This window comes from Myxococcus sp. MH1, assembly GCF_059738865.1.
This window is the reverse complement of record NZ_AP026947.1, coordinates 10,758,060-10,778,154: the sequence shown is the minus strand read 5'-3', so window position 1 is coordinate 10,778,154 and position 20,095 is coordinate 10,758,060. Positions and strand designations below refer to the sequence as shown.

The window sequence follows — 20,095 nt, the reverse complement described above, 5'->3', positions numbered from 1 at the left end:
GTGTGTCTCAACCGTGCAAAGCGGGCGGGACTGCGAGCGTCCGGCGGTGCTAACAGAGGGGTCCAGGTGGATCAAGCTATCGACCCAAAGTGGCGCCGCTGAAGGATCTTTTCCGGACCTCACGAATCGGCAACGGACGTGCCGGGTCAGGGCCGTTGTGGAGATCCGCTCCCCTCCCCCCAACCGCTGGGGCTCCGCCTGCGTGGGTTGACTGGGAGTACGGAACGCAAAACGCCCGGAGCCCCGTCACGGCTCCTTCAAGTGGTGCGCGCGGATCCGCTCCCGGGTTGATCGAACGGAGGCGTGCTCGGCCGCTCCAGATGGATCCACCCGGGCGGGCGGTCGCTCCCGGGAGGATTCCGGGGTGTGGAATCCGTTCCCTGGATCTGGAAAATGGGGGCGGTCCTGGTGGTCCTCCGTTGACTTACCCCGGAAATGGGGTTACGGACCCGGCCCTTTCCCTAGTTCAGGTCGCGCCGAAGCCGTAGGAGGCGCCACCCCTCATCAAGGAGTTCGAGCCGTGTCCAAGCGCACGTATCAGCCGTCGAAGCTGCGCCGCAACCGCACCCACGGGTTCCGCAAGCGCAATGGAACCAAGTCCGGCCGCGATGTCCTCAAGCGCCGCCGCGCGAAGGGCCGCAAGCGGCTGGTCGTGTCGGCCGCGAAGAAGTAAGCGAGTCCGCGTGTGAGGGCCGAGGGTGCGACGCCGGGCCGAGAGGGCCCGGCAGACCAGCGCTTCCCCAAGGCCCTTCGCCTGCTCAGCAGGCGTGAGTTCCTCGAGGTGCAGGACGGCGGGCAGAAGGTCCCTTCCGACTGCCTCCTCGCCCTCTACAAGCGCAATGGCCGGGCGTACTCCCGTGTTGGCCTCACCGTGTCGAGCAAGGTGGGAAACGCGGTGGTGCGAGCGCGCCTGAGGCGTGTGCTGCGGGAGCTGTTCCGCAAGCGGCGCACGCAATGGCCCCAGGGCCTGGACGTAGTGTTGGTGGCGCGCTCATCCGCGAAGGAAGCCTCTTTCGTGGCGCTGTCGCGCGCCTTCGACGGTGTCACCCGTAAGCTGCAGCGGCTCCCGCCGGCCGCCGAGCCGAAGCCGAAGGAGCCTCCCCGATGAGCCCGCTCGCCTTCGTCATCTCGCTGCCCATCCGGTTCTACCGGAGGTTCCTGGGGCCGCTGCTCCCGAAGGTGTGCCGCTTCCATCCCTCGTGCTCCACCTACGCCATGGAGGCGCTGGAAAAGCATGGAGGGTTCAAGGGTTCCTGGCTCACCGTGTGGCGCCTGATGCGCTGCCAGCCCTTCCACCCCGGTGGCATCGACCCGGTGCCCTGACGGGGTCTTCACCCCTTGCCGCACCCTCCCCCGCGGGGAGGGACACTTATGAACGATCCGCTCTCGCCCCAGTCGAACGACTCCCAGAAGCGGCTGCTGGTCGCCCTGCTGCTCTCCTTCGCGGTCACCGCCGGATGGATGTTCCTGTTCCCGCCCCCGCCGGCCGCCCCTGGCGCCGATGACGCGGGTGTGGCGGCCGCAGGCACGCAGGACGCTGGCACCCCCGCACAGGCCGCGCAGCCCTCCCCGGGTGATGGCACCCCGCCTTCCCCGGGCGGCACCGTCGCCGAGGCCACCCCGCCTCCGCCCGCCAGGCAGGTGGACTCGCACCGCAAGGAGTCCGTGTACCGGTTCTCCTCCGTGGGCGCGGGCCTGACGTCCGCCGAGCTGCAGGGCGTGAAGATGCGCGAGCAGCACTCGCTGACCCTGGCCCAGGGCTACCAGCAGTTGCTCGGCAAGGAGGTGCCTCCCGCGCCGCAGATGAACCTGGCGCAGCCGGTGCCCAACCAGCCCTTGCCCCTGTCCGTCACCATCGAGGGCCAGAGCCCCCTGGGCGCCGGCGTCCCCTACGCCGTCGACGAGAAGACGGGCGGCGACGTGGAGTCCCTCACCTTCACCGGCCGCCAGGGTCCGTGGGAGGTGGTGAAGGTGCTGCAGTGGCCGAAGGAGGGCTTCGAGCTCACGTACACCATCCAGGTGAAGAACACGTCCGGCCAGGCGCAGAACGGCGAGCTCTTGGTGCACTACGGCCGCGCCATCGACCCGAACTTCGAGCACGCGCCGTCGTTCTTCGGCGGCGTGGGCAACCTGAGCCGCTCCGCGTGCTGGGTGGATGACAAGCTCCACAACATGAACCCGGGCGACGACGCGCTCGACGCGGAGAAGAGCAAGGGTCAGATTCACTACTTCGGCATCAACCAGCAGTACTTCCTGTCGGCGCTCTATCCGCTGGAGGGCCCCCGCCCCGGCCGCTGCATCCTCGCCGCCACGCCCACCGCGCGTCAGGTCTCCGTGGCCTTCCCGCTGAGCGCAGCCGCGGGTGAGACGGTGACGCTGAAGCTCGGCGGCTACCTGGGCCCCAAGGACCCGGACCTGATGGCCGTGGTGCCCGGGCCGGAGCTGCGCAAGGCCGTGGGCCTGGGTGACGCGACCTTCCACCCGAAGCTCGAGGACACCGTCGACTTCGGCATCTGGGCCGTCATCTGCAAGATTCTGCTCGGCATCATGAAGTTCTTCCACGGCCTCACCGGCAACTGGGGCGTGGCCATCATCCTGCTGACCGTGGTGGTGAAGCTGGTGCTGCTGCCGCTCACCTACCGCTCCATGGTCAGCATGGAAGAGGTGAAGAAGCTCCAGCCGCGCATGGACGAGATTCGCAAGAAGTTCGCGGACAACCGCGAGCAGCAGAACCTCGAAATCATGAAGCTGTACCAGGAGGCGAAGGTGAACCCGCTCGGCGGCTGCCTCCCGCTGCTCATCCAGATGCCGGTCTGGATCGCCCTCTTCACGGCGCTGCGCAACAGCTTCGACCTGTACGGCGAGCCCTTCTTCGGGCCCATCTGGCGGGACCTGACCTACAAGGACCCCACGTACCTGCTGCCGCTGGCGCTGGGCGTGTCGATGATCATCACCCAGAAGATGCAGCCGCAGATGATGGATGCGACCCAGGCGAAGATCATGACCTGGTTCGTGCCCGGCATCTTCACGCTGACGCTGCTGCAGTACCCGGCGGGTCTGTCGCTCTACATCTTCACCAACAACATCTTCTCCATCGCGCAGCAGTACGGGTTGAGGAAGTGGTTGGACCGCAACAAGCCGCAGGCCGGTGGGGGTACGCCGGCGGTGGCGACAGCGGGAGGAAAGCGCAAGTGAGCGAGCAGCCGGTTTCCCAGCAGGCTCCCGTCGCCGGGGGCGCGGATTTGCGCCCCCGCGTGGAGAAGCTCCTCGGTGACATCCTGGGCCTGATGGGCTTCCCGGCCCGCCTGGACATGCAGGACGCGGCGGACGGCAGCCTGTCCGTCGCGCTGCACTTCGAAGCGGGGCCTCCGCCCGGCGTCGAGCAGGGCCGCCGCAGCCAGGTGCTGGATTCGCTCCAGTTCCTGCTCAACAAGATGCTGCACCGCCCGGGCGTCGACCGGCGCTGGGTGGTGCTGGGCTGTGGCGCGCACCCGGAGCCCCGGCAGCGTCGCGAGCCGCAGCAGGCTCAGGCCGCGGCGGAGAAGGCCCCCGCGCAGCAGGCGGCGGCTCCAGCGCCCAAGGCGCAGGCGGCGCAGCCTCCCCCTCCCGCCAAGCAGCGTGGGGCGGACAAGCAGGCTCCGGCGCAGCGTGGGGCGGCGCCCAAGGCGCAGGCGGACGGGGACGAGCGGACGCTGGCGGTGGAGGAGGATGCCGCGCTGCGAGAGGCGGTCCGCAAGCTCGCGGAGAAGTCCGCCAGCCTGGGGCGCTTCTACGCGCTCGCCGCGATGAAGCAGGACGACCGCGCGCGGGTGCTGAAGGCGGTAGAAGGAGTGGTGGGGTTGAAGGTCGCGGCCGAGGGTGAGGGCCGCAACCGCCGAGTGGTGTTCACGCCGGAGAAGCCCGCGCCGCTGCCCAAGCGGAGCCTGCTGCCGGACGATGACGAGGACGACTTCGACGAGTGAGGGCGTGCATGGGCAAGGCGAAGGGTCTCAAGGACAAGCTGTACGGCGCGGCGGTGCTGAAGATGAGCTTCCGCCTGCGCGGCGATGAGGAGTCCCCCGCCTTCCGCTTCGTCTACCCGGGCGTGCTCCGGGACCTGGACATCGAGGACGCGGCCGTGGAGAAGTACATCGAGGAGAACCGCGAGGCCGTCGAGAAGGCCGCCCGTGGCTCCACGCCCCCGATGGGGCCTCGGTAGGTCTGGCTCGAGCGCTGCCGGGGATGCGAGTCCCCGTCAGCGTGCCGAACGGCCGCCGGTTTTCCGCTGACATGACGTCCGTCTCCCCCACCATCGTCGCCCTGGCCACCGCGCCCACCGCGGGGGCCGTGGGCATCCTCCGGTTGTCGGGTCCCGCCGCGCTGGAAGTGGGCCGTCGGCTGGCGCCGGGCATCCCCGCGGAGCTGACGCCGCGCCACGCGTACCTCGCGGCCTTCGTGGACGCGGCAGGGCGGGCGCTGGACGAGGGGCTCTTCCTGTACTTCCGCGGGCCGGCGTCGTTCACGGGCGAGGACGTGGTGGAGCTGCAGGCGCATGGGAGTCCGCGTCTGTTGCAGCTGCTGCTGGCGCGCGCGCTGGAGGATGGGCTCGCGCGGCTTGCGACGCCGGGGGAGTTCACCCGGCGGGCGTTCCTCAACGGGCGCATCGACCTGACGCGCGCGGAGGCGGTGGCGGACCTGGTGGCCGCGGACTCGGAGTCCGCCGTGCGCGCGGCCGCGGCTGGGTTGTCCGGGGCGCTGAGTGAGCGGGTTCGTGCGTTGGAGGAGCCGCTGCGCGCGCTGCACGCGGACCTGGAGGGCGTGCTCAACTTCCCGGATGAGGCCGAGGGCGCGGACGAGGACGCGGGTTCGCGCGTCGAGGCACTGCGTGCGCAGGCGGACGCGCTGATGGCCGAGGCGGGCCATGGCCGACTGGTGCGACGAGGCGCGCGCGTGGCGCTGTTCGGGCCGGTGAACGCGGGCAAGTCCACGCTGTTCAACCGGCTGGTGGGCGAGGCGCGTGCGCTCGTGGACGACGAGCCCGGGACGACGCGCGATGCGCTGGAGGCCCGTGTCGAGTGGAGCGGCCTGGGCGTGACGCTGTTCGACACCGCGGGCCTGCGAGAGACGCCGGGGCGCGTGGAAGCGCTCGGCATCGCGCGCACGCGGGAGCTGCTCTCGGGCGTGGACCTGGCGGTGCTCGTGCTGCCGCCGGGGACGGCTGAGGTGGACGCGGAGCGCTGGCTCGCGGAGGCCGGTGCCACGCCCGTGCTGCGCGTCGACGGCAAGTGCGATGTCGAGGCGCGGTCCTCGGCGATGCCCGAGGTGCGCGTCGTGGATGCGCGCTCGGACGATTCGAGGTCCACGTCACCGGGCACCCCACCCCGCCTCCGCGTCAGCGGACTCACGGGAGAGGGCGTGGACACCCTGCGTGAAGCGCTCCTCTCACGACTGTGGGGCGGCGGCACGCCCTCGGCGGTCGCCCTCGTGTCCGAGCGTCACGCCGATGCCCTGCGTCGCGCCTCCGAGGCGCTGTCCCGCGCGGAAGCCGCGTCGCGCCTGTCCACCCTGGAGGTCGTCTCCGGCGAGGTGGCCCTGTCCCTGGAAGCCCTCGGTGAAGTGTCCGGAACCTCCGCTTCCGAGGCGCTCATCGACGCAATCTTCCAGCGGTTCTGCATCGGAAAGTGACGCACCGGCGCACGGCCCAGGCCGTGTCAGACCCCTCCCTAGAATGCCGCCCTCAACCGCCGCACTTTCGGAGGCGCTGTGACGGAAGGCATCATCCACCTGGCGAACCACTCCATGCTCCAGGCCCTGCCCGCGGGCTGGGTCGGAGAGATACTGGACGAGGAGCTCGTGGCTTCTCCCAGGCTGACGCCCGCTCAAACCCGCGCTGCCTTCATGCTGGGCGTGGAGCTGGGTGAGCAACTCGACCGGCGCCGGGGTGGCAGCGGACGCTGGTGCTTCCTGCGCGCCCCCGAGCTGCGCCTGGGGCCCGACGTGCTCGTACCCGATGTGGCGGGTTGGCGTCGCGACCGGGTGTCGTCCCCCCTCGACCCGGACGTGCCCTTCCTCACCCTGGCGCCGGACTGGGTCTGCGAGGTGCTCGCCCCGTCCACCGTCGCCCTGGACCGCACGCGCAAGCTGCCCCTCTACGCGCGCCAGGGCGTCTCCCACGTCTGGCTGGTGGACCCGGCCGCGCGCACGCTGGAGACCTACCAGCGCGTCAAGCGAGGCTGGCTCCTCACCGGCTGCTACGACTCGGACGCGCTCGTGCGCGCCGAGCCCTTCACCTCCGCCCCCGTGGAGCTCGAGTCGCTGTGGCTCCCCGAGTCCTCCCTGGGCAACGTCTCCGCGATGCTCTCCGCGGTGCCGTGAGGTCCGCGCGCCTCAGCTGGCGCGCCTGAGAAACGTGGCGTCGACGGGCGCACTGGCCAGTCGACGCACCGTCCTGAGCAGCAGCTCCGCGTCCACGGGCGCGGCCACGAAGCCCCGCGCTCCCACCGCCTGCGCCCGGGGCAGGTCCACCTCGGGCGTCTTGCCCGCGGCCACCACCTGGGCGCCCACCCTCCGGCCCAGCGCCTCCAGCGACGGCAGCGGCGCCACCACCACCTGCGCCTCGCTCGACGCCAGGAGCTCCTCGGTGCTCGCCACCCGCGCGGTGAAGCCCGCCCCCGTCAGCACCCGCACCAGCCCCGACGCCGCCTGAGCGCCCCAGCCGTACACCAGCACCTGCGCCAGCGCCTCCGCGGGCGCCGCCGTCACCGTGGGCAGCTTCGTCTGGGACGGCGTGCGAGGCCGGGGCACCGCCGCCACCACGGGCCGGGGCCGCGCCGTCTCCTCCTCCAGCGAGGACAACAAGGGCAGCTCACCCTCGGAGTGCACCACCGGCGGCGCCATGGTCGTCAGCTCCGCCATGCTGCCGCTGAGCACCATGGGCATCTGCTCGTCCGCCTCCGGCAGGGAGAAGCCCTCCATGCCAGGACGACGGGGCGCGTTCTCCGTCTCACCCCGGTACATCCGGCCGATGGCGCGGCGGATGGATGCGTCCGTGGCCAGCCTCGCCACCACCCGCGTCCGCCCCGTCACGCTCTTCACCGCGTCCACCGACGCCAGGCTCGCCGGCGCGGCGATGGCCACCACCAGCGTGTCCCGGGGAGCGTGTCCCTCCAGCCGCAGCGGCACCACGCGGTGTGTCTCCGCCACGCGCTCCGGAATCAGGCGCGCCAGGGCCGCCTCGGGAGGCTGCGCGTCCAGGTCCACCGTCTGCATCCCCACCTGCTCCGCCAGCGCCTCCAACACCTGCCGCGCCGTGCAGAAGCGCTGGTCCACCACCACCTGCCCGAGCGGAACCCCCCACTTGCGCTGGTACGCCAACGCGGAGTGGAGCTGCAGCGCATCCATCATCCCGCGCTCGAGCAGGATGTCCCCCAGTCGCTTCTTCATGATGCCTTGCTCCTCAGGCCCCCCACGGCGGCCCCCTGCCCCTGGGAACGCATGCGTCCCGGAAACTTGAGTGTTCTCTACGCCCGCACCACCCGCGCGGCTTGCTCCGCCGCGACAGATGGTTCCACGTCCGCGACATCTGCAAGGAAGGGGCCCGATGCCCCACCCGTCATGACGCGCCGTCACGTCTCGAATTGAAACGGAGCACGTCCACGAAAGGTCTGTCGCGGTGAGAGGCGAAGGCGCCGAGGCGGGAAGGACTCACGCACCTCGGGGCCAGGCGTCCAGGCATCACGCCCGCGCGTCCATGAGGCACGCGCGGACATGTCCTGACGTGTCGCGGACGACTACCAGCGCGTCTGGGGCATCGGCGCGTGGAGCGAGCCACGCTCGGGTGCGAAGACACCCATGCGCACGCCCACCTCGTGCACCACGCGCGTGGCCTCCACCAGCGGCGCCCACGGCGTGGCGACCGACGTGGTGGCGGAGGCCTCGTCGTCGCTGTTGTCGCCCGTCTCCCCCAGCATGGAGGACAGCACCTCCGCGGGGCTCTTCTTGCGCGGGTACTCCTCGACCCGGACCTTGGCGTCCGCGGGGAGCTTCGCGGCCTCGCGCGCCAGCTCAAGCGCCTTGGGGTAGCCGCCGAGCGCGTCCACCAGGCCGTTCTCCAGCGCGTCCTCGCCCGTCCACACGCGGCCCTTGGCCAGGCCCTGCAGCTTCTCCACCGGCATCTTCCGGGCGCTCGCCGCGCGCGTGGTGAAGTCCATGTAGATGCGGTCCAGCTCCGCGTCCACGCGCGCCTGCTGCTCCGGCGTGTAGTCGGCGTCCGTGCTGGCCAGCGTGGCGTTCTTCCCGAAGGCCACCGTGTCGAAGTTGACGCCCAGCTTCTCCCAGAAGCCGTCGGTGACGAACTTGCCCGTGTACACGCCGATGCTGCCCGTGAGCGTGCCGGGCTGGGCGACAATCTTGTCCGCGTCCATGGCGAAGTAGTAGCCGCCGCTGGCCGCGTACGTGCCCATGGTGGCGATGACGGGCTTGCCCGCCTCGCGAGCGCGCTGCACCTCGCGGCGCACCGTGTCGCTGGCCACGTAGCTGCCGCCCGGGCTGTCCACGCGGAAGATGATGGCCTTCACCTGCGAGTCCTGCGCCGCCTTGCGCAGCGCCGCCGCCACGCTGTCGCCGCCGAGCGCCTGCTCCCCGAACGGGCTGGAGTCGCTCCGGCCGCGCGAGATGGTGCCCACGCCGTAGACGAGCGCGATGGTGTCGCCCGTGGTGTTCGGCCGGCCCGCGCGCTCCAGGTACTTCTTCACGTACAACAGCTCCGCGCCCTCGCCCGCGGCGGCCTTCTGCGCGGCGTAGACCTCGTCGCGGTAGAGCAGCCCGTTGAGCAGCTTGCCGTCCACCGCCTCCGGCGCGAGCAGCGGCGCCCGGTCGATGAGCGCGCGCACCTCCTCCTCCTTCAGCCCGCGCCCCTCGGCGATGCCGCGCACCATCTGCCCGTAGAGGCTGCCCGCGAAGCGCTCCGTGGCCAGCAGGTGCTCGGGCGTGTAGCCCTGCTCCGTGTAGCTGTTGACCGCGTTCTTGAACTCGTAGCGCTTGTCGAAGCGCGGCTTGACGCCCAGCTTCGCCAGCGCGTCGCGCGCGAAGGGCGTCTCGAACGCGAGGCCGATGACATTCACGCTGCCGGACGGCTGCATGTAGATTTCATCGAAGGCCGACGCGAAGTAGTACGCGCCCGTCGCGTTGCCCTCCTCGCCGAACGAGTCCGTGTAGGCGATGGCCTTCTTGCCCTTGGCGCGGAACGCCTTCACCGCGTCGCGCACCTCCTGCGTCGTCGCGGGGCTGCCGGGGCTGGTGCCCACGCGCACCACCAGCGACTTCACCCGTGAGTCCTCGCCCGCCTTCTCCAGCGCGTCCACCACGTCGCGCACGGTGAGCGGGTCCTCGCCGAAGGCCCCGGCCAGCGAGTCGGCGGAGACGTTCTCCGCGAGCGGCTGCGACAGGTCCAGCTCCAACACGAGGTTGGACGGCACGCTGGGGCGGCTCGAGGACGCGAGCACCACCAGGGCCACCAGGCCCATCACGAAGAGGACGGACATCGCGCCGATGAAGGCCAGCGCGCCGATGAGAAAGCGTTTCATCCGAGGGAAGCTCCTGGTCCGCGCAAGGGACTCGAATCCTGCAGCGGTCCTTACTACTTAACGGGCCAGCGCGCCGATGCTTGCACGCCGCTTCGTGTCACCCCGCCGTCCGAGCGACATTCCAGGGGCCGGGCGACGGGGCGCTCGTCCCGGGCCCGCGCGTCCCGGGCCGCGCATCCCCATTCTTCCAGGGGCCCCGAGGTGACAGGCTGCCCGAGCCTCGGGTGCGGGCCCGTACGAGACTTGGAGGAGCGCATGCGGACGCGGAAGCTGGGGTCATCCGACCTGGACATCACCCCCCTGGGCTTCGGGGCCTGGGCCATTGGAGGGGGCGGTTGGCAGTTCGGCTGGGGCTCGCAGGACGACGCGAAGTCCATCGAGGCCATCCGGCGCGCGCTGGACTCGGGCATCAACTGGATAGACACCGCCGCGGTGTATGGACTGGGGCACTCGGAAGAGGTGGTCGCGCGCGCCCTCGAGGGCCGGGGTCAGCGGCCGTATGTCTTCACCAAGTGCGGCATGGTCTGGGACGCGCAGGGGCGCATCTCCAAGGTGCTCAAGGCGGACTCGGTGCGCCGCGAGTGTGAGGCCTCGCTGCGCCGGCTGAAGGTGGACGCCATCGACCTGTACCAGTTCCACTGGCCGGTGGAGTCGCTGGAGGAGATTGAAGAGGGCTGGAAGGCGATGGAGGCCCTGAAGCGCGAGGGGAAGATTCGCTGGGCGGGCGTGAGCAACTTCGATGCGAAGCAGCTCGAGCGCATCCGGGGCATCGCGCCGCCGACGTCGCTCCAGCCGCCCTACTCCCTCATCCACCGCGACATCGAGAAGGACACCCTGCCCTTCTGTGAGCAGCACGGCATCGGCGTCATCGCCTATTCGCCCATGGCCTCCGGCCTGCTGACGGGCGCGATGACCCGCGAGCGCGTGGCGGCCTTCCCCCAGGACGACTGGCGCCGCAAGAGCTCCGACTTCCAGGAGCCGAAGCTGACGCGCAACCTGGAGCTGGTGGAGCTGCTCCGGAAGGTGGGAGCGCGACATGAACGCTCGCCCGCGGAGGTGGCCATCGCGTGGACGCTGCGAAACCCCGTCGTCACGGGCGCCATCGTCGGCGCGCGCAGCGCCGAGCAGGTGGATGGCTTCATCCAGGCCGGGGACTTCCGCCTCACCACGGACGAGGTGCGCGAAATCGAGGACTTCTTCCGAGGACAGCGCGCGTCCTAGGACAGCGCGTCGAGTTCCACCTCGACGGGTGGACGGATGCCGAAGGGGTGCAGGTGGCAGTTGGACACGTTGAGGAAGCGAGTCGGCACGTCGGGCAGGGACTGCTCGCCTGGGGACTCGTGGATGTGTCCGTAGACGTGGAGGCGCGGACGGACCTGCTTCACGCGGGTGAGCAGGTCCTCGCAGCCCACGTGCGCGCCGAGGAACGTGCGGTCCCCCAGGCACTTGGGCGGACCGTGCGTGACGAGCACGTCGAGTCCCTCGGGGATGAGGTCCCAGTGCGTGCGGATGTCGGCGCCGCGCTCGCGGTTGAAGGCCATGCCGCCGAAGCGGGGCGTCACCGGTGAGCCCCAGACGCGCAGGCCTCGGACGAGCACCTCCTCGTCGTCGAGGTAGTGCACTCCCGCCTCGTGCGCGAGCCTCCGCGTCAGCTGCGGGTCGCGCTCGCAGATGAAGTCATGGTTGCCGGCGACGAACACCTTCTCTCGTGCCGGACAGCGGGAGAACCAGCCGAGGAAGGACTCCAGCTCCTCCTGCTTGCCTCGGCGGGAGAAGTCACCCGCGTGGATGAGCACGTCGCACACGGGGACCTCCAGCTCCTCGTGCCGTCGATGTGTATCGGAGATGAGCACCAGCTTCATGCATCGCCCCTTGCGGACCTGAGAGGCGACGCTACACCGACGCGAGGGAAACCGCGTGGAGTTCCCCTCACGGTGTCATCGCGGGGTCAGTTCTTGAGCAGCTTCGTCAGGATGCTCTCGTGCGCCTGGAGGCGCTTGTTGGTGGTGTCCTGCTCCACCGAGAGCCGGGACACCTTCTCGTTGACGTGGAACAACCCCCGGCGCATCTCCGAGGCGTTGATGCCCATGGTCGCGGCGAGCTTCGCGAGCGTCTCCACGGACTCCTCGAAGCCCGCGCGCACGACGCGGAGGTCCCGGGAGAAGAGGTCCATGCGCTCGTTCATCTCCTCGAAGAGGCGGTCCGAGCGCTGGAGCTTGACCTCCATGGCCTGACACCCGGTCTCCAGGATGCCGAGTCGGGAGTCGATGGCATCGAGCCTTCTGTCGATGCCCTCCAGTCGTGCATGCACGACCTCCATCTTCCGCTCGAGGGCGTGGACCTTCACCTCCAAGGCCTCCACCCTCTGCTTGAGCAGAGCCACGTCTTGTTTCAGTTCATGGACGTCGACCCGGATCTCCTTGACGTCCTGCTGCAGCCCGCCGACGTCGCCCTTCAGTCCGCTGACTTCCTGTCGCGTCTCCCCGATGACCACGTGATGCTCGTGGACCATCTCCCTCAGCTCGCCGTACTCCCGTTGCACCGCCTGGAATGACTGCCTGAAGTCCGCGTGGCTCCGGTCCAGCGCGTCCAGGTTCACCCGCGTCCTGTCCATGTGCTGCGACAGCTTCGCGATGGCCGCGAGCGACTCCTCGTGCGCCTTGCGCAGGCGCTCCTTCAACTCCTCCATCTCCCGTTGGTACATCGGCCCCAGTCCCCCACCGTCATTGCGCGCCATCTCGACGTCCTCCTTCGAGCGACCCCATGTCGCTTTCCAGGTGGAAGGCACCCTACCAAGCCAACCTGACATGGAGGTAGCGAGTCAGACAACCTCAAGGGTAGTCACCGGAAATCGCGACGAACCCGCCGCGAACCTCCGGTGCGCGCCCTGCTCGAGCCCCCTCGCCTGTCGCACCGAGGACGCCTTCCTGGAGGAAGTGCTGGCTTCCGGGATGGCGGATGGGGTGTGCCGGGTTAGAAGCGCCGTGCACTTCCTGAAGACCCGCGAGGACCGCATGAAGCGTCGTACCCCGCTTTCCCTGTTGGCGCCCCTGATGCTGGTGGCCAGCCAGCCCGTCTGGGCCCAAGCCCCTGCCCCCTCCCCTTCCGCCGCCAAGGCCCCCGCCCCCGCCGCGAAGGCCGCTGCCCCCGCCCCCAAGGCCGGCTCGCTCTCTCCCGTGACGAGCGTGGAGGGCATCACCGAGTACCGCCTGCCCAACGGCCTGCGCGTGCTGCTCTTCCCCGACCCGACCAAGCCCAACGTCACCGTGAACGTGACGTACTTCGTGGGCAGCAAGCACGAGGGCTACGGCGAGACGGGCATGGCGCACCTGCTCGAGCACCTGCTGTTCAAGGGCACGCCCACCACGAAGAACGTGCCCCAGGCGCTCACCGAGCGCGGCGCCCGGCCCAACGGCACCACGTGGCTGGACCGCACCAACTACTTCGAGACCCTGCCCGCCACCGACGAGAACCTCCAGTGGGCGCTCTCGTTCGAAGCCGACCGCATGGTCAACAGCTTCATCGCGAAGAAGGACCTCGACAGCGAGATGACGGTCGTCCGCAACGAGTTCGAGTCCGGTGAGAACGACCCGGGCAGCATCCTCCAGGAGCGCGTGCTCAGCGCCGCGTACATCTGGCACAGCTACGGCAAGTCGACCATCGGCGCGCGCTCGGATTTGGAGAACGTCCCCATCGACCGGCTCCAGGCCTTCTACCGGAAGTACTACCGCCCGGATAACGCGCTGCTCGTCGTCGCCGGCCGCTTCGACGAGGCCAAGGCGCTGGGCTACATCCAGGACACCTTCGGCAAGCTGAAGAAGCCCGCCGAGCCCGTGCCCGCCACGTACACCGCCGAGCCCACCCAGGACGGCGAGCGCGAGGTGACGCTGCGCCGCGTGGGCGACAACCCCATGCTCGCCAGCGTGTACCACGTACCCGAGGGCGCCCACCCGGACTTCGCGGCCATCGACGTGCTGACGCTCGCCATGGGGCACAACCCCTCGGGCCGGCTCTACAAGTCGCTGGTGGAGGGCAAGAAGGTCGCGAAGGTGTCCGCGTACAACCTCCAGTTCCGCGACCCGGGCGTCATCGGCTTCAGCGCGGAGCTGCGCGAAGGCCAGCCGCTGGGCCCCGCGCGCGAGGCGCTCATCAAGAACGTGGAGGAGGCCGCTCGCAAGCCCTTCACCGAGGAGGAGGTCACCCGCGCGAAGACGACGCTCCTGAAAATCATGGAGCTGACGCTCAACAACTCCGAGCGCGCCGCCATCGGCCTGTCCGAGTGGGCCGCCACCGGCGACTGGCGCCTGATGTTCCTGCACCGCGACCGCATCGAGGCGGTGAAGCCCGAGGACGTCACCCGCGTTGCCACCACGTACCTCAAGTCCTCCAACCGGACGATGGGCTCGTTCGTGCCGACGGCGAAGCCGGACCGCTCGGAGATGCCGGCGCCGGTGGACCTGGCGAAGGTGCTGGAGGGCTACAAGGGCCGCGCCGCCGTGACGCAGGGCGAGGCGTTCGACCCCTCCCCCGCCAACGTGGAGGCGCGCGTGCAGCGCGGTGAATTGCCCGGCGGCATGAAGTACGCGCTGCTCTCCAAGAAGACGCGCGGCGAGATGGTGAACGCGTCGCTGTCCTTCCACTGGGGCACCGAGGCCAGCTTGCGCGGCAAGGCGGACGCGGCGGCGTACACGGGCCGCATGCTGATGCGCGGCACCCAGAAGCGCACGCGCTCGCAGCTGCAGGACGAACTCGACAAGCTCAAGGCCCGCGTGAGCGTGGACGGTGGGCTGTCCGGAGCCACGGCCAACATCGAGTGCCCGCGCGCCAGCCTCCCCAAGGTGCTGGAGCTGGTGGCGGAGGTGCTGCGCCAGCCCGCGTTCGACGCGAAGGAGTTCGCGCTGCTCAAGCAGGAGCGCCTGGCGGACCTGGAGGCCCAGCGCAGCGAGCCGGAGACCCAGGGCAGCATCGCCTTCTGGCGCACGCTGTCGGGCCACTACCCGAAGGGCCACCCGTACTACGTGCCCACGCTCGACGAGCGCATCGCGGGCGCGAAGAACACCACGCTCGAGCAGGCGCGCGCCTTCCACAAGCAGTTCTATGGCGGCTCCAACGCGGAGCTGGCCGTGGTGGGTGACTTCGAGCCGAAGGAGCTGACGGGCGTCGCGAGCAAGCTCTTCGGCGGCTGGAAGAGCCCCACGCAGTACCAGCGCGTGCCGGAGGTGTTCAACGACGTGGGCGCCAAGGCCCTGGTCCTGGAGACGCCGGACAAGGCGAACGCGTACTACTACGCGGGACAGACGCTGCAGCTGCGTGACCAGGACGAGGACTGGCCCGCGCTCATGCTCGGCAACTTCGTGCTGGGTGGCGGCTTCCTCAACTCGCGGCTGGCCACGCGCATCCGTCAGAAGGATGGCCTGTCCTACGGCGTCGCCAGCAGCCTGAACCCCGGTGACATCGACGCGGTGGGCACGTTCATCACGTATGCCATCTACGCGCCGGAGAACGCGTCGCGGCTGGAGCTGGCCATGCGTGAAGAGGTGACCAGCGCGCTGCAGAAGGGCTACTCCGCCGAGGAACTCGAGAAGGCCCGCGCGGGTCTGCTCGAGTACCGTCAGGCGGGACGCGCGCAGGACGGGGGCCTGGCACGCAGGCTCGCCAGCTACCTGTACCTGGGCCGCACGCTCGCGTTCGACGCGGAGCTGGAGCAGAAGCTCGCGAAGCTCAAGCCGGAGGACGTGCGCCAGGCCATGGCGCGACACGTGGACTGGACCAAGGTCACCCAGGTGAAGTCCGGTGACTTCGTCGGCGCGGAGAAGAAGGCCAAGGTCCCGGTCGCGCAGTGATGACCTGACGACTCGCTCTCTCGCGTCACCCGCCCCGAGGTGCCAGCACGGCGCCTCGGGGTTTTTCATGTCCGCGTGGCGTGAATCAGGAGCGGCGTGGAGGCGGACCTCGACACCGTCCTATTTCGAGGCGTCTTGCTTCTCCTTCTGGATGATGTCGTTGCACAGGCCCACGCACTCGTCGCAGATCTTCACGTTGATGCCCGCGATGAGATGCCTCACCTCGCGGAAGTACTTCTCGCAGAACGAGCATTGGAGGTTGATGCCGGGACGCGGTCCCTGCATTTCGCTGGCGATGGTGCGGAGCCACGGAACACCCCAGGCCGCCAGTGACTTCTCCTCGTCATAGGGAAGGCCCGGAGCGGAGCGGTCCCATTCGTGGACCGTGTTCCTCTCCACGCGGGCCCAGCTCCCATCCGGTGCCACATCCAGGGCCCAGGTCCCGGGCTTGCGTTGCCCGTCCTCGTAGATTCCCAGATGCACCACCCGGTCCTCCGGACCGAGCACCGCATAGAGCCCCTCCTTGCGGTCGAATGAGACGCCCTCCGGCAGACACGAGCGGTCGAGCCTGTCCTTCTTGTCCATGAACTGGCACCTCTTCCCGCGAGGCGGATGGAGGAGCGGACCCACGTCGGTGCGGGAACCCGGCGGTCCACACGCGACGTTAGCCTTTTCAGGTGAGGCTTTCTCTCGGGCGGCCCGTGTCCCGTGCGGGCTACGGGCTCACGCCGCCACGGTGGGCTCGGGCTTCGCCGCGCCCGAGCGGTGCCGCAGGAACGCGCACAGCCACGCGAGCGTCGCCGCCGCCGCCAGCACCCCGCCCATGGGACGCGCGGTGCCGTCATCGAGCGCGCTCACCGCCCACGACGCCGTGGCCGCCGCGGCGAACTGGAGCGCGCCCAGGAGCGCGGACGCGAGCCCCGCGTGCGCGGCATGCCGCTCCAGCGCGATGGCCACCGAGTTGGGTCCCACCAGGCCAATCGTCGGGACGAACAGGAACAGCGCGGCCGCCAGTCCCCACAGGCCCCCTGCCCCGCTCCACGTCACGGCGAAGACGCCCAGCGCCGTGAGCCAGCACCACGTCAATGCCAGACGCAACATCCGGTGCAACGGGATGACGCCGAGCAGCTTGCGATTGAGCTGCGCCATGGCCACCAGCCCCACCGCGTTGGCGCCGAAGAACCAACCAAAGTCCTGCTCCGGAACACCATGCAGCGTGATGAACACGAAGGGCGACCCGGCGATGTACGCGAACATCCCCGCGTACGCGAAGCCGCCCGCGAGCGCCGGGCCGACGAAGTCCGCGTCCTTCAAGAGCGCCCCCAACTGCGAGCGCACGCTGCGCGGCCCCGAGTGCGCGGGCGCCGTCTCAGGCAACACGCGTACCGTGGCCACCAGCGCCACCACGCCGATGCCCGCCAGCAAAACGAAGATGGCGCGCCAGCTCGTGTACTGGAGCACCAGCCCTCCCAACAGCGGCGCGAGCACCGGCGCCACGCCCACCACCAACATCAACCGCGACATCGTCCGCGCCGCGTCCGCGCCGGACCACAGGTCGCGCACCACCGCGCGCGGCGCCACCAGCGCCACCGCCCCACCCAACGCCTGGAAGAAGCGCATCGCCACCAACGCCGTCGCCGAGGGTGCGAGCGCGCAGCCCAGCGAGCCCAGCACGTACACCGCCAGCCCCACGTACAAGGGCCGCGTGCGTCCGAAGCGGTCGATGAGCGGCCCCGTGAAGAGCTGCCCCAGCGCCAGCCCCGCGAAGCACGAGGCGAGCGTGAGCTGGATGACCGAGGCCGACGAGTGCAGGTCCTCCGCGATGCGCGGCAGCGCCGGCAGGTACATGTCGATGGACAGCGGCGCGAACGCGGTGAGCGTCCCCAGCAGCAGCTCCATCGACAGCGTGCCCGAAGGGGGCGACTTCTTCGTGAGCGGGTTCATGCCAACTCGAGCGTGAGGCGTGCCCTCGTGGGGCGTGCGCGTCCATCGGGGCTCCGGGCCTCGCACGGTCGCTCGCGCGCGGCGCGGGGGACGACGTGTCGGGGAGGACTTCGGAGCGGCTTCATCGTGAGCGGTGTGGATAGCGGCGTGGACGTCGGCTGACCAGCACTCCCCACCGTCAACGGTGTGTTCCCCGCCGCGAACAATCCCAGCCTCCCAAGGGCCGGCTTCCGGGGAAGCGCCCGCCTCCCACCTCCACCCCCAGGAGCCCCGCCCGGCGGAAGCCGGCATGTCAGACCCTCCGGTTATTCATATCCCCGTCGCGCACACGGGGGAGCAGGGCCTCCCAAGAGACTCGAGCTCTCCGTAGCGCCCTCACCGCACGGCCAAGGCCCGCCCTCCGTGTGTGCGACGCCAGTAGGGGCGACGAACCACCGAGGGGGCATGGGCCCGCCTCGTGAAGAGGGGGACTTGGAGCGACCGCGTGGGGACGCGAGGCGCTTTGGCAGCAGGACCGGCGAGCCCGAGGAGGCCCGCCCGACATTCTTGGATTCGCCATCCAGGCCGAGGGGGGAAGCCCGTCGTACGGGACTGAACCTCACGGAGGATGGCCGGTGCGCGCGAGGCAGGCAGCTCCTCAACCCCTCCCACTGCCCGCCTCGCGCGCTCCCGTAAACCTTCCCTTTGCTTGCCAAGGGCGTCCGCCGGAGACATACGGACACGCACGGTCGCGGCGCGCCCGGAGCCAGGGTGCTCGGGGCGCCATGACGGAATGCTCGGGCCCGGTCAGGCCCGGTGGCCCTCCGGCGACCCTCGTGAGCGATGGGACTCCGGTACGACGTCATCGTGGTGGGCCTGGGCCATGCCGGCAGCGAGGCGGCGCTCGCGTGCGCGCGGCTGGGCCTCTCGACGCTGGCCGTGACGCTGAAGCGCGAGCGCTCCGCGGTGATGAGCTGCAACCCCGCCGTGGGCGGCACCGCCAAGGGCCACCTGGTGCGCGAGCTGGACGCGCTCGGCGGACAGATGGGCCGCGTGGCGGACCTGGCCGGCACGCACTTCAAGATACTCAACGCCTCCAAGGGCCCCGCGGTCCAGGCCACGCGCATCCTCTGCGACCGCGAGCAGTACGCCGCGCTGATGCAGGACGTCCTCTTCCACACCCCGAACCTGACCGTGCGCGAGGGCGAAGTCTCCGCGCTGGTGACGGAGGGTGGCCGGGTGACGGGCGTGCGGATGGGCGACGGCACCGACGTGGCCGCGTCCGCGGTGGTGCTCACCACGGGCACGTTCCTCCAGGCGCTGATGCACGTGGGCGAGAAGAAGGAGGTCGGCGGACGGCTCGGGGATGACGCGGCCAAGGGCCTGTCGGATTCGCTGCGCGGCCTGGGCTTCACGCTGGGCCGCTTCAAGACGGGGACGCCGGCCAGGCTCGCTCGCGCGAGCATCGACTGGGACCGCGTGGAGCCGCAGCCCGGTGACTTCCCGCCGCGCCCGTTCTCCTGGCGCACGCGCGTGGAGCAGGCCTCCGGAGTGCCGTTCCCACGTCAGCGCGAGGTGACGTGCGGCATGACGCAGACGACGCTCGAGACGCATCGGGTGCTGCGCGACAACCTGCACCGCTCGCCGCTGTACCAGGGGGAGATTGTCGGCCGGGGCCCGCGCTACTGCCCGTCGCTGGAGGACAAGGTGGTGCGCTTCGCGGACCGCCAGCGGCACCAGGTGTTCCTCGAGCCCGAGGGGCCGGACTCCCCACTCGTGTACCCGGCGGGGCTGTCCACCAGCCTGCCCGCGGACGTGCAGCTCGACTTCCTGCGCACCATCCCCGGGCTGGAGAAGGTGGAGGTCGTGCGCTTCGGCTACGCGGTGGAGTACGACTACTCGCCGCCCACGCAGCTGCACCCCACGCTGGAGACCAAGTCCGTCGCGGGCCTGTACTTCGCGGGGCAGCTCAACGGCACCTCCGGCTACGAGGAGGCCGCCTTCCAGGGCCTGTGGGCGGGGCTCAACGCGGCGCTGCGGGTGAAGGGCGAGCCGGCGCTCGTGCTCGGCCGCGACGAGGCGCACGGCGCGGTGCTGGTGGATGACCTGGTGACCAAGGGCGTGGACGAGCCGTTCCGCATGTTCACCAGCCGCTCCGAGCACCGGCTCAAGCTGCGCGAGGGCAACGCGGACCTGCGGCTGGCGCGTCACGGGCACCGCGTGGGGTTGTTGCCGCGCGAGGCGCTGGAGCGGGCCGAGGCACGGCAGCGCGCGGTGACGGAGGAAGTCACCCGGCTCAAGCGCACGGGCCTGGCGGCGAGGCTGAAGCGGCCCGAGGTGACGTACCTGGCGCTGGGGGAGGGGAGGGCGGACTGGCCCTCGGTGGGGGAGGACGTGGCCGAGGAGGTGGAGGTGGAGGTGAAGTACGAGGGCTACATCGCCCAGGCCGCGCGGGCGGCGGCGCGCGAGTCGGAGGCCACGGACCGGTGGCGGATTCCGGAGGGCTTCCGCTTCGGCGAGGTGCGGGGGCTGAGCAAGGAGGCGGCGGAGAAGCTGGCCTCGCACCGGCCCTCGACGGTAGGGCAGGCCCGGAGGATTCCAGGGCTGACACCCACCGCGGTGTCCCTGCTGCTGGTGGCGCTCAAGCGCGTCTCGGGGCCCTCGGGCGGCGGGGACGGACACCCCCTGGAGTGATCAGGACTGGGGGTGTGGATAACGTGTGGGAAACTTTGGGGATGAAAATCCCCTGAATGATTCCGGGGGGTT

17 protein-coding genes are annotated in these 20,095 nt (G+C 70.2%); 11 read left to right on the top strand and 6 right to left on the bottom strand.

Annotation, left to right across the window (positions count from 1 at the left end; genetic code table 11):
- Window positions 1-520 precede the first annotated feature (520 nt).
- The 8 genes from rpmH (at window position 521) to AC6JA9_RS42770 (ending at window position 6,354) form a co-directional block, all read left to right on the top strand.
- A complete protein-coding gene (gene rpmH / locus AC6JA9_RS42805) occupies window positions 521-673 on the top strand; it encodes a 50S ribosomal protein L34 (protein WP_015353655.1) in 153 nt (50 codons plus the stop codon).
- Between the two features lie 12 nt (window positions 674-685).
- Window positions 686-1,108, top strand: coding sequence for a ribonuclease P protein component (rnpA, locus tag AC6JA9_RS42800; protein WP_473570043.1), 423 nt, complete (start codon window positions 686-688; stop codon window positions 1,106-1,108).
- A complete protein-coding gene (gene yidD / locus AC6JA9_RS42795; RefSeq protein WP_046717246.1) occupies window positions 1,105-1,323 on the top strand; it encodes a membrane protein insertion efficiency factor YidD in 219 nt (72 codons plus the stop codon). The genes rnpA and yidD overlap by 4 nt, the downstream gene beginning before the upstream one ends.
- Window positions 1,324-1,371: 48 nt before the next feature.
- Window positions 1,372-3,195 carry a membrane protein insertase YidC gene (gene yidC, locus AC6JA9_RS42790; RefSeq protein ID WP_497958885.1) on the top strand — a complete coding sequence of 608 codons (1,824 nt, stop codon included), beginning with the start codon at window positions 1,372-1,374 and terminating at the stop codon, window positions 3,193-3,195.
- On the top strand, window positions 3,192-3,962 hold the full coding sequence (locus AC6JA9_RS42785; RefSeq protein WP_267698633.1) for a hypothetical protein: 771 nt from the start codon (window positions 3,192-3,194) through the stop codon (window positions 3,960-3,962). Before yidC ends, AC6JA9_RS42785 begins: the two co-directional genes overlap by 4 nt.
- A gap of 8 nt (window positions 3,963-3,970) precedes the next feature.
- Entirely contained in the window at window positions 3,971-4,198 is a 228-nt protein-coding gene (locus AC6JA9_RS42780) for a hypothetical protein (RefSeq protein WP_015353650.1), read from the top strand.
- 71 nt (window positions 4,199-4,269) lie between these two features.
- Window positions 4,270-5,664, top strand: a complete 1,395-nt coding sequence (gene mnmE / locus AC6JA9_RS42775; RefSeq protein WP_497958884.1) for a tRNA uridine-5-carboxymethylaminomethyl(34) synthesis GTPase MnmE — start codon at window positions 4,270-4,272, stop codon at window positions 5,662-5,664.
- 78 nt (window positions 5,665-5,742) lie between these two features.
- Window positions 5,743-6,354, top strand: a complete 612-nt coding sequence (locus AC6JA9_RS42770; protein ID WP_223749509.1) for a Uma2 family endonuclease — start codon at window positions 5,743-5,745, stop codon at window positions 6,352-6,354.
- Window positions 6,355-6,366: 12 nt separating this feature from the next.
- Here AC6JA9_RS42770 and AC6JA9_RS42765 read toward each other — a convergent pair whose 3' ends face one another.
- On the bottom strand, window positions 6,367-7,422 hold the full coding sequence (locus AC6JA9_RS42765) for a GspE/PulE/PilB domain-containing protein (RefSeq protein WP_497958883.1): 1,056 nt from the start codon (window positions 7,420-7,422) through the stop codon (window positions 6,367-6,369).
- A 347-nt stretch (window positions 7,423-7,769) separates the two neighbouring features.
- Window positions 7,770-9,563 carry a signal peptide peptidase SppA gene (gene sppA / locus AC6JA9_RS42760; protein WP_408888571.1) on the bottom strand — a complete coding sequence of 598 codons (1,794 nt, stop codon included), beginning with the start codon at window positions 9,561-9,563 and terminating at the stop codon, window positions 7,770-7,772.
- A gap of 255 nt (window positions 9,564-9,818) precedes the next feature.
- On the opposite strand from sppA, the gene AC6JA9_RS42755 reads away from it, so the two are divergent.
- On the top strand, window positions 9,819-10,784 hold the full coding sequence (locus AC6JA9_RS42755) for an aldo/keto reductase (RefSeq protein WP_223749512.1): 966 nt from the start codon (window positions 9,819-9,821) through the stop codon (window positions 10,782-10,784).
- Here AC6JA9_RS42755 and AC6JA9_RS42750 read toward each other — a convergent pair.
- Window positions 10,781-11,425, bottom strand: coding sequence for a metallophosphoesterase family protein (locus tag AC6JA9_RS42750; protein ID WP_223749513.1), 645 nt, complete (start codon window positions 11,423-11,425; stop codon window positions 10,781-10,783). The two genes, AC6JA9_RS42755 and AC6JA9_RS42750, sit on opposite strands and share 4 nt — an antisense overlap.
- A gap of 86 nt (window positions 11,426-11,511) precedes the next feature.
- Window positions 11,512-12,300: a hypothetical protein gene (locus AC6JA9_RS42745; protein ID WP_473570059.1), complete on the bottom strand. Its 789-nt coding sequence runs from the start codon at window positions 12,298-12,300 to the stop codon at window positions 11,512-11,514.
- 277 nt (window positions 12,301-12,577) lie between these two features.
- Here AC6JA9_RS42745 and AC6JA9_RS42740 point away from each other — a divergent pair, with 277 nt between their 5' ends.
- On the top strand, window positions 12,578-15,406 hold the full coding sequence (locus AC6JA9_RS42740) for a M16 family metallopeptidase (protein WP_267698627.1): 2,829 nt from the start codon (window positions 12,578-12,580) through the stop codon (window positions 15,404-15,406).
- Window positions 15,407-15,526: 120 nt separating this feature from the next.
- Here AC6JA9_RS42740 and AC6JA9_RS42735 read toward each other — a convergent pair whose 3' ends face one another.
- Window positions 15,527-15,991 carry a ClpX C4-type zinc finger protein gene (locus AC6JA9_RS42735; protein WP_370640391.1) on the bottom strand — a complete coding sequence of 155 codons (465 nt, stop codon included), beginning with the start codon at window positions 15,989-15,991 and terminating at the stop codon, window positions 15,527-15,529.
- Window positions 15,992-16,129: 138 nt separating this feature from the next.
- A complete protein-coding gene (locus AC6JA9_RS42730) occupies window positions 16,130-17,350 on the bottom strand; it encodes a multidrug effflux MFS transporter (protein WP_223749516.1) in 1,221 nt (406 codons plus the stop codon).
- Window positions 17,351-18,172: 822 nt separating this feature from the next.
- Here AC6JA9_RS42730 and mnmG point away from each other — a divergent pair.
- Window positions 18,173-20,023, top strand: coding sequence for a tRNA uridine-5-carboxymethylaminomethyl(34) synthesis enzyme MnmG (mnmG, locus tag AC6JA9_RS42725; protein WP_267698625.1), 1,851 nt, complete (start codon window positions 18,173-18,175; stop codon window positions 20,021-20,023).
- The last annotated feature ends 72 nt before the right edge of the window (window positions 20,024-20,095 follow it).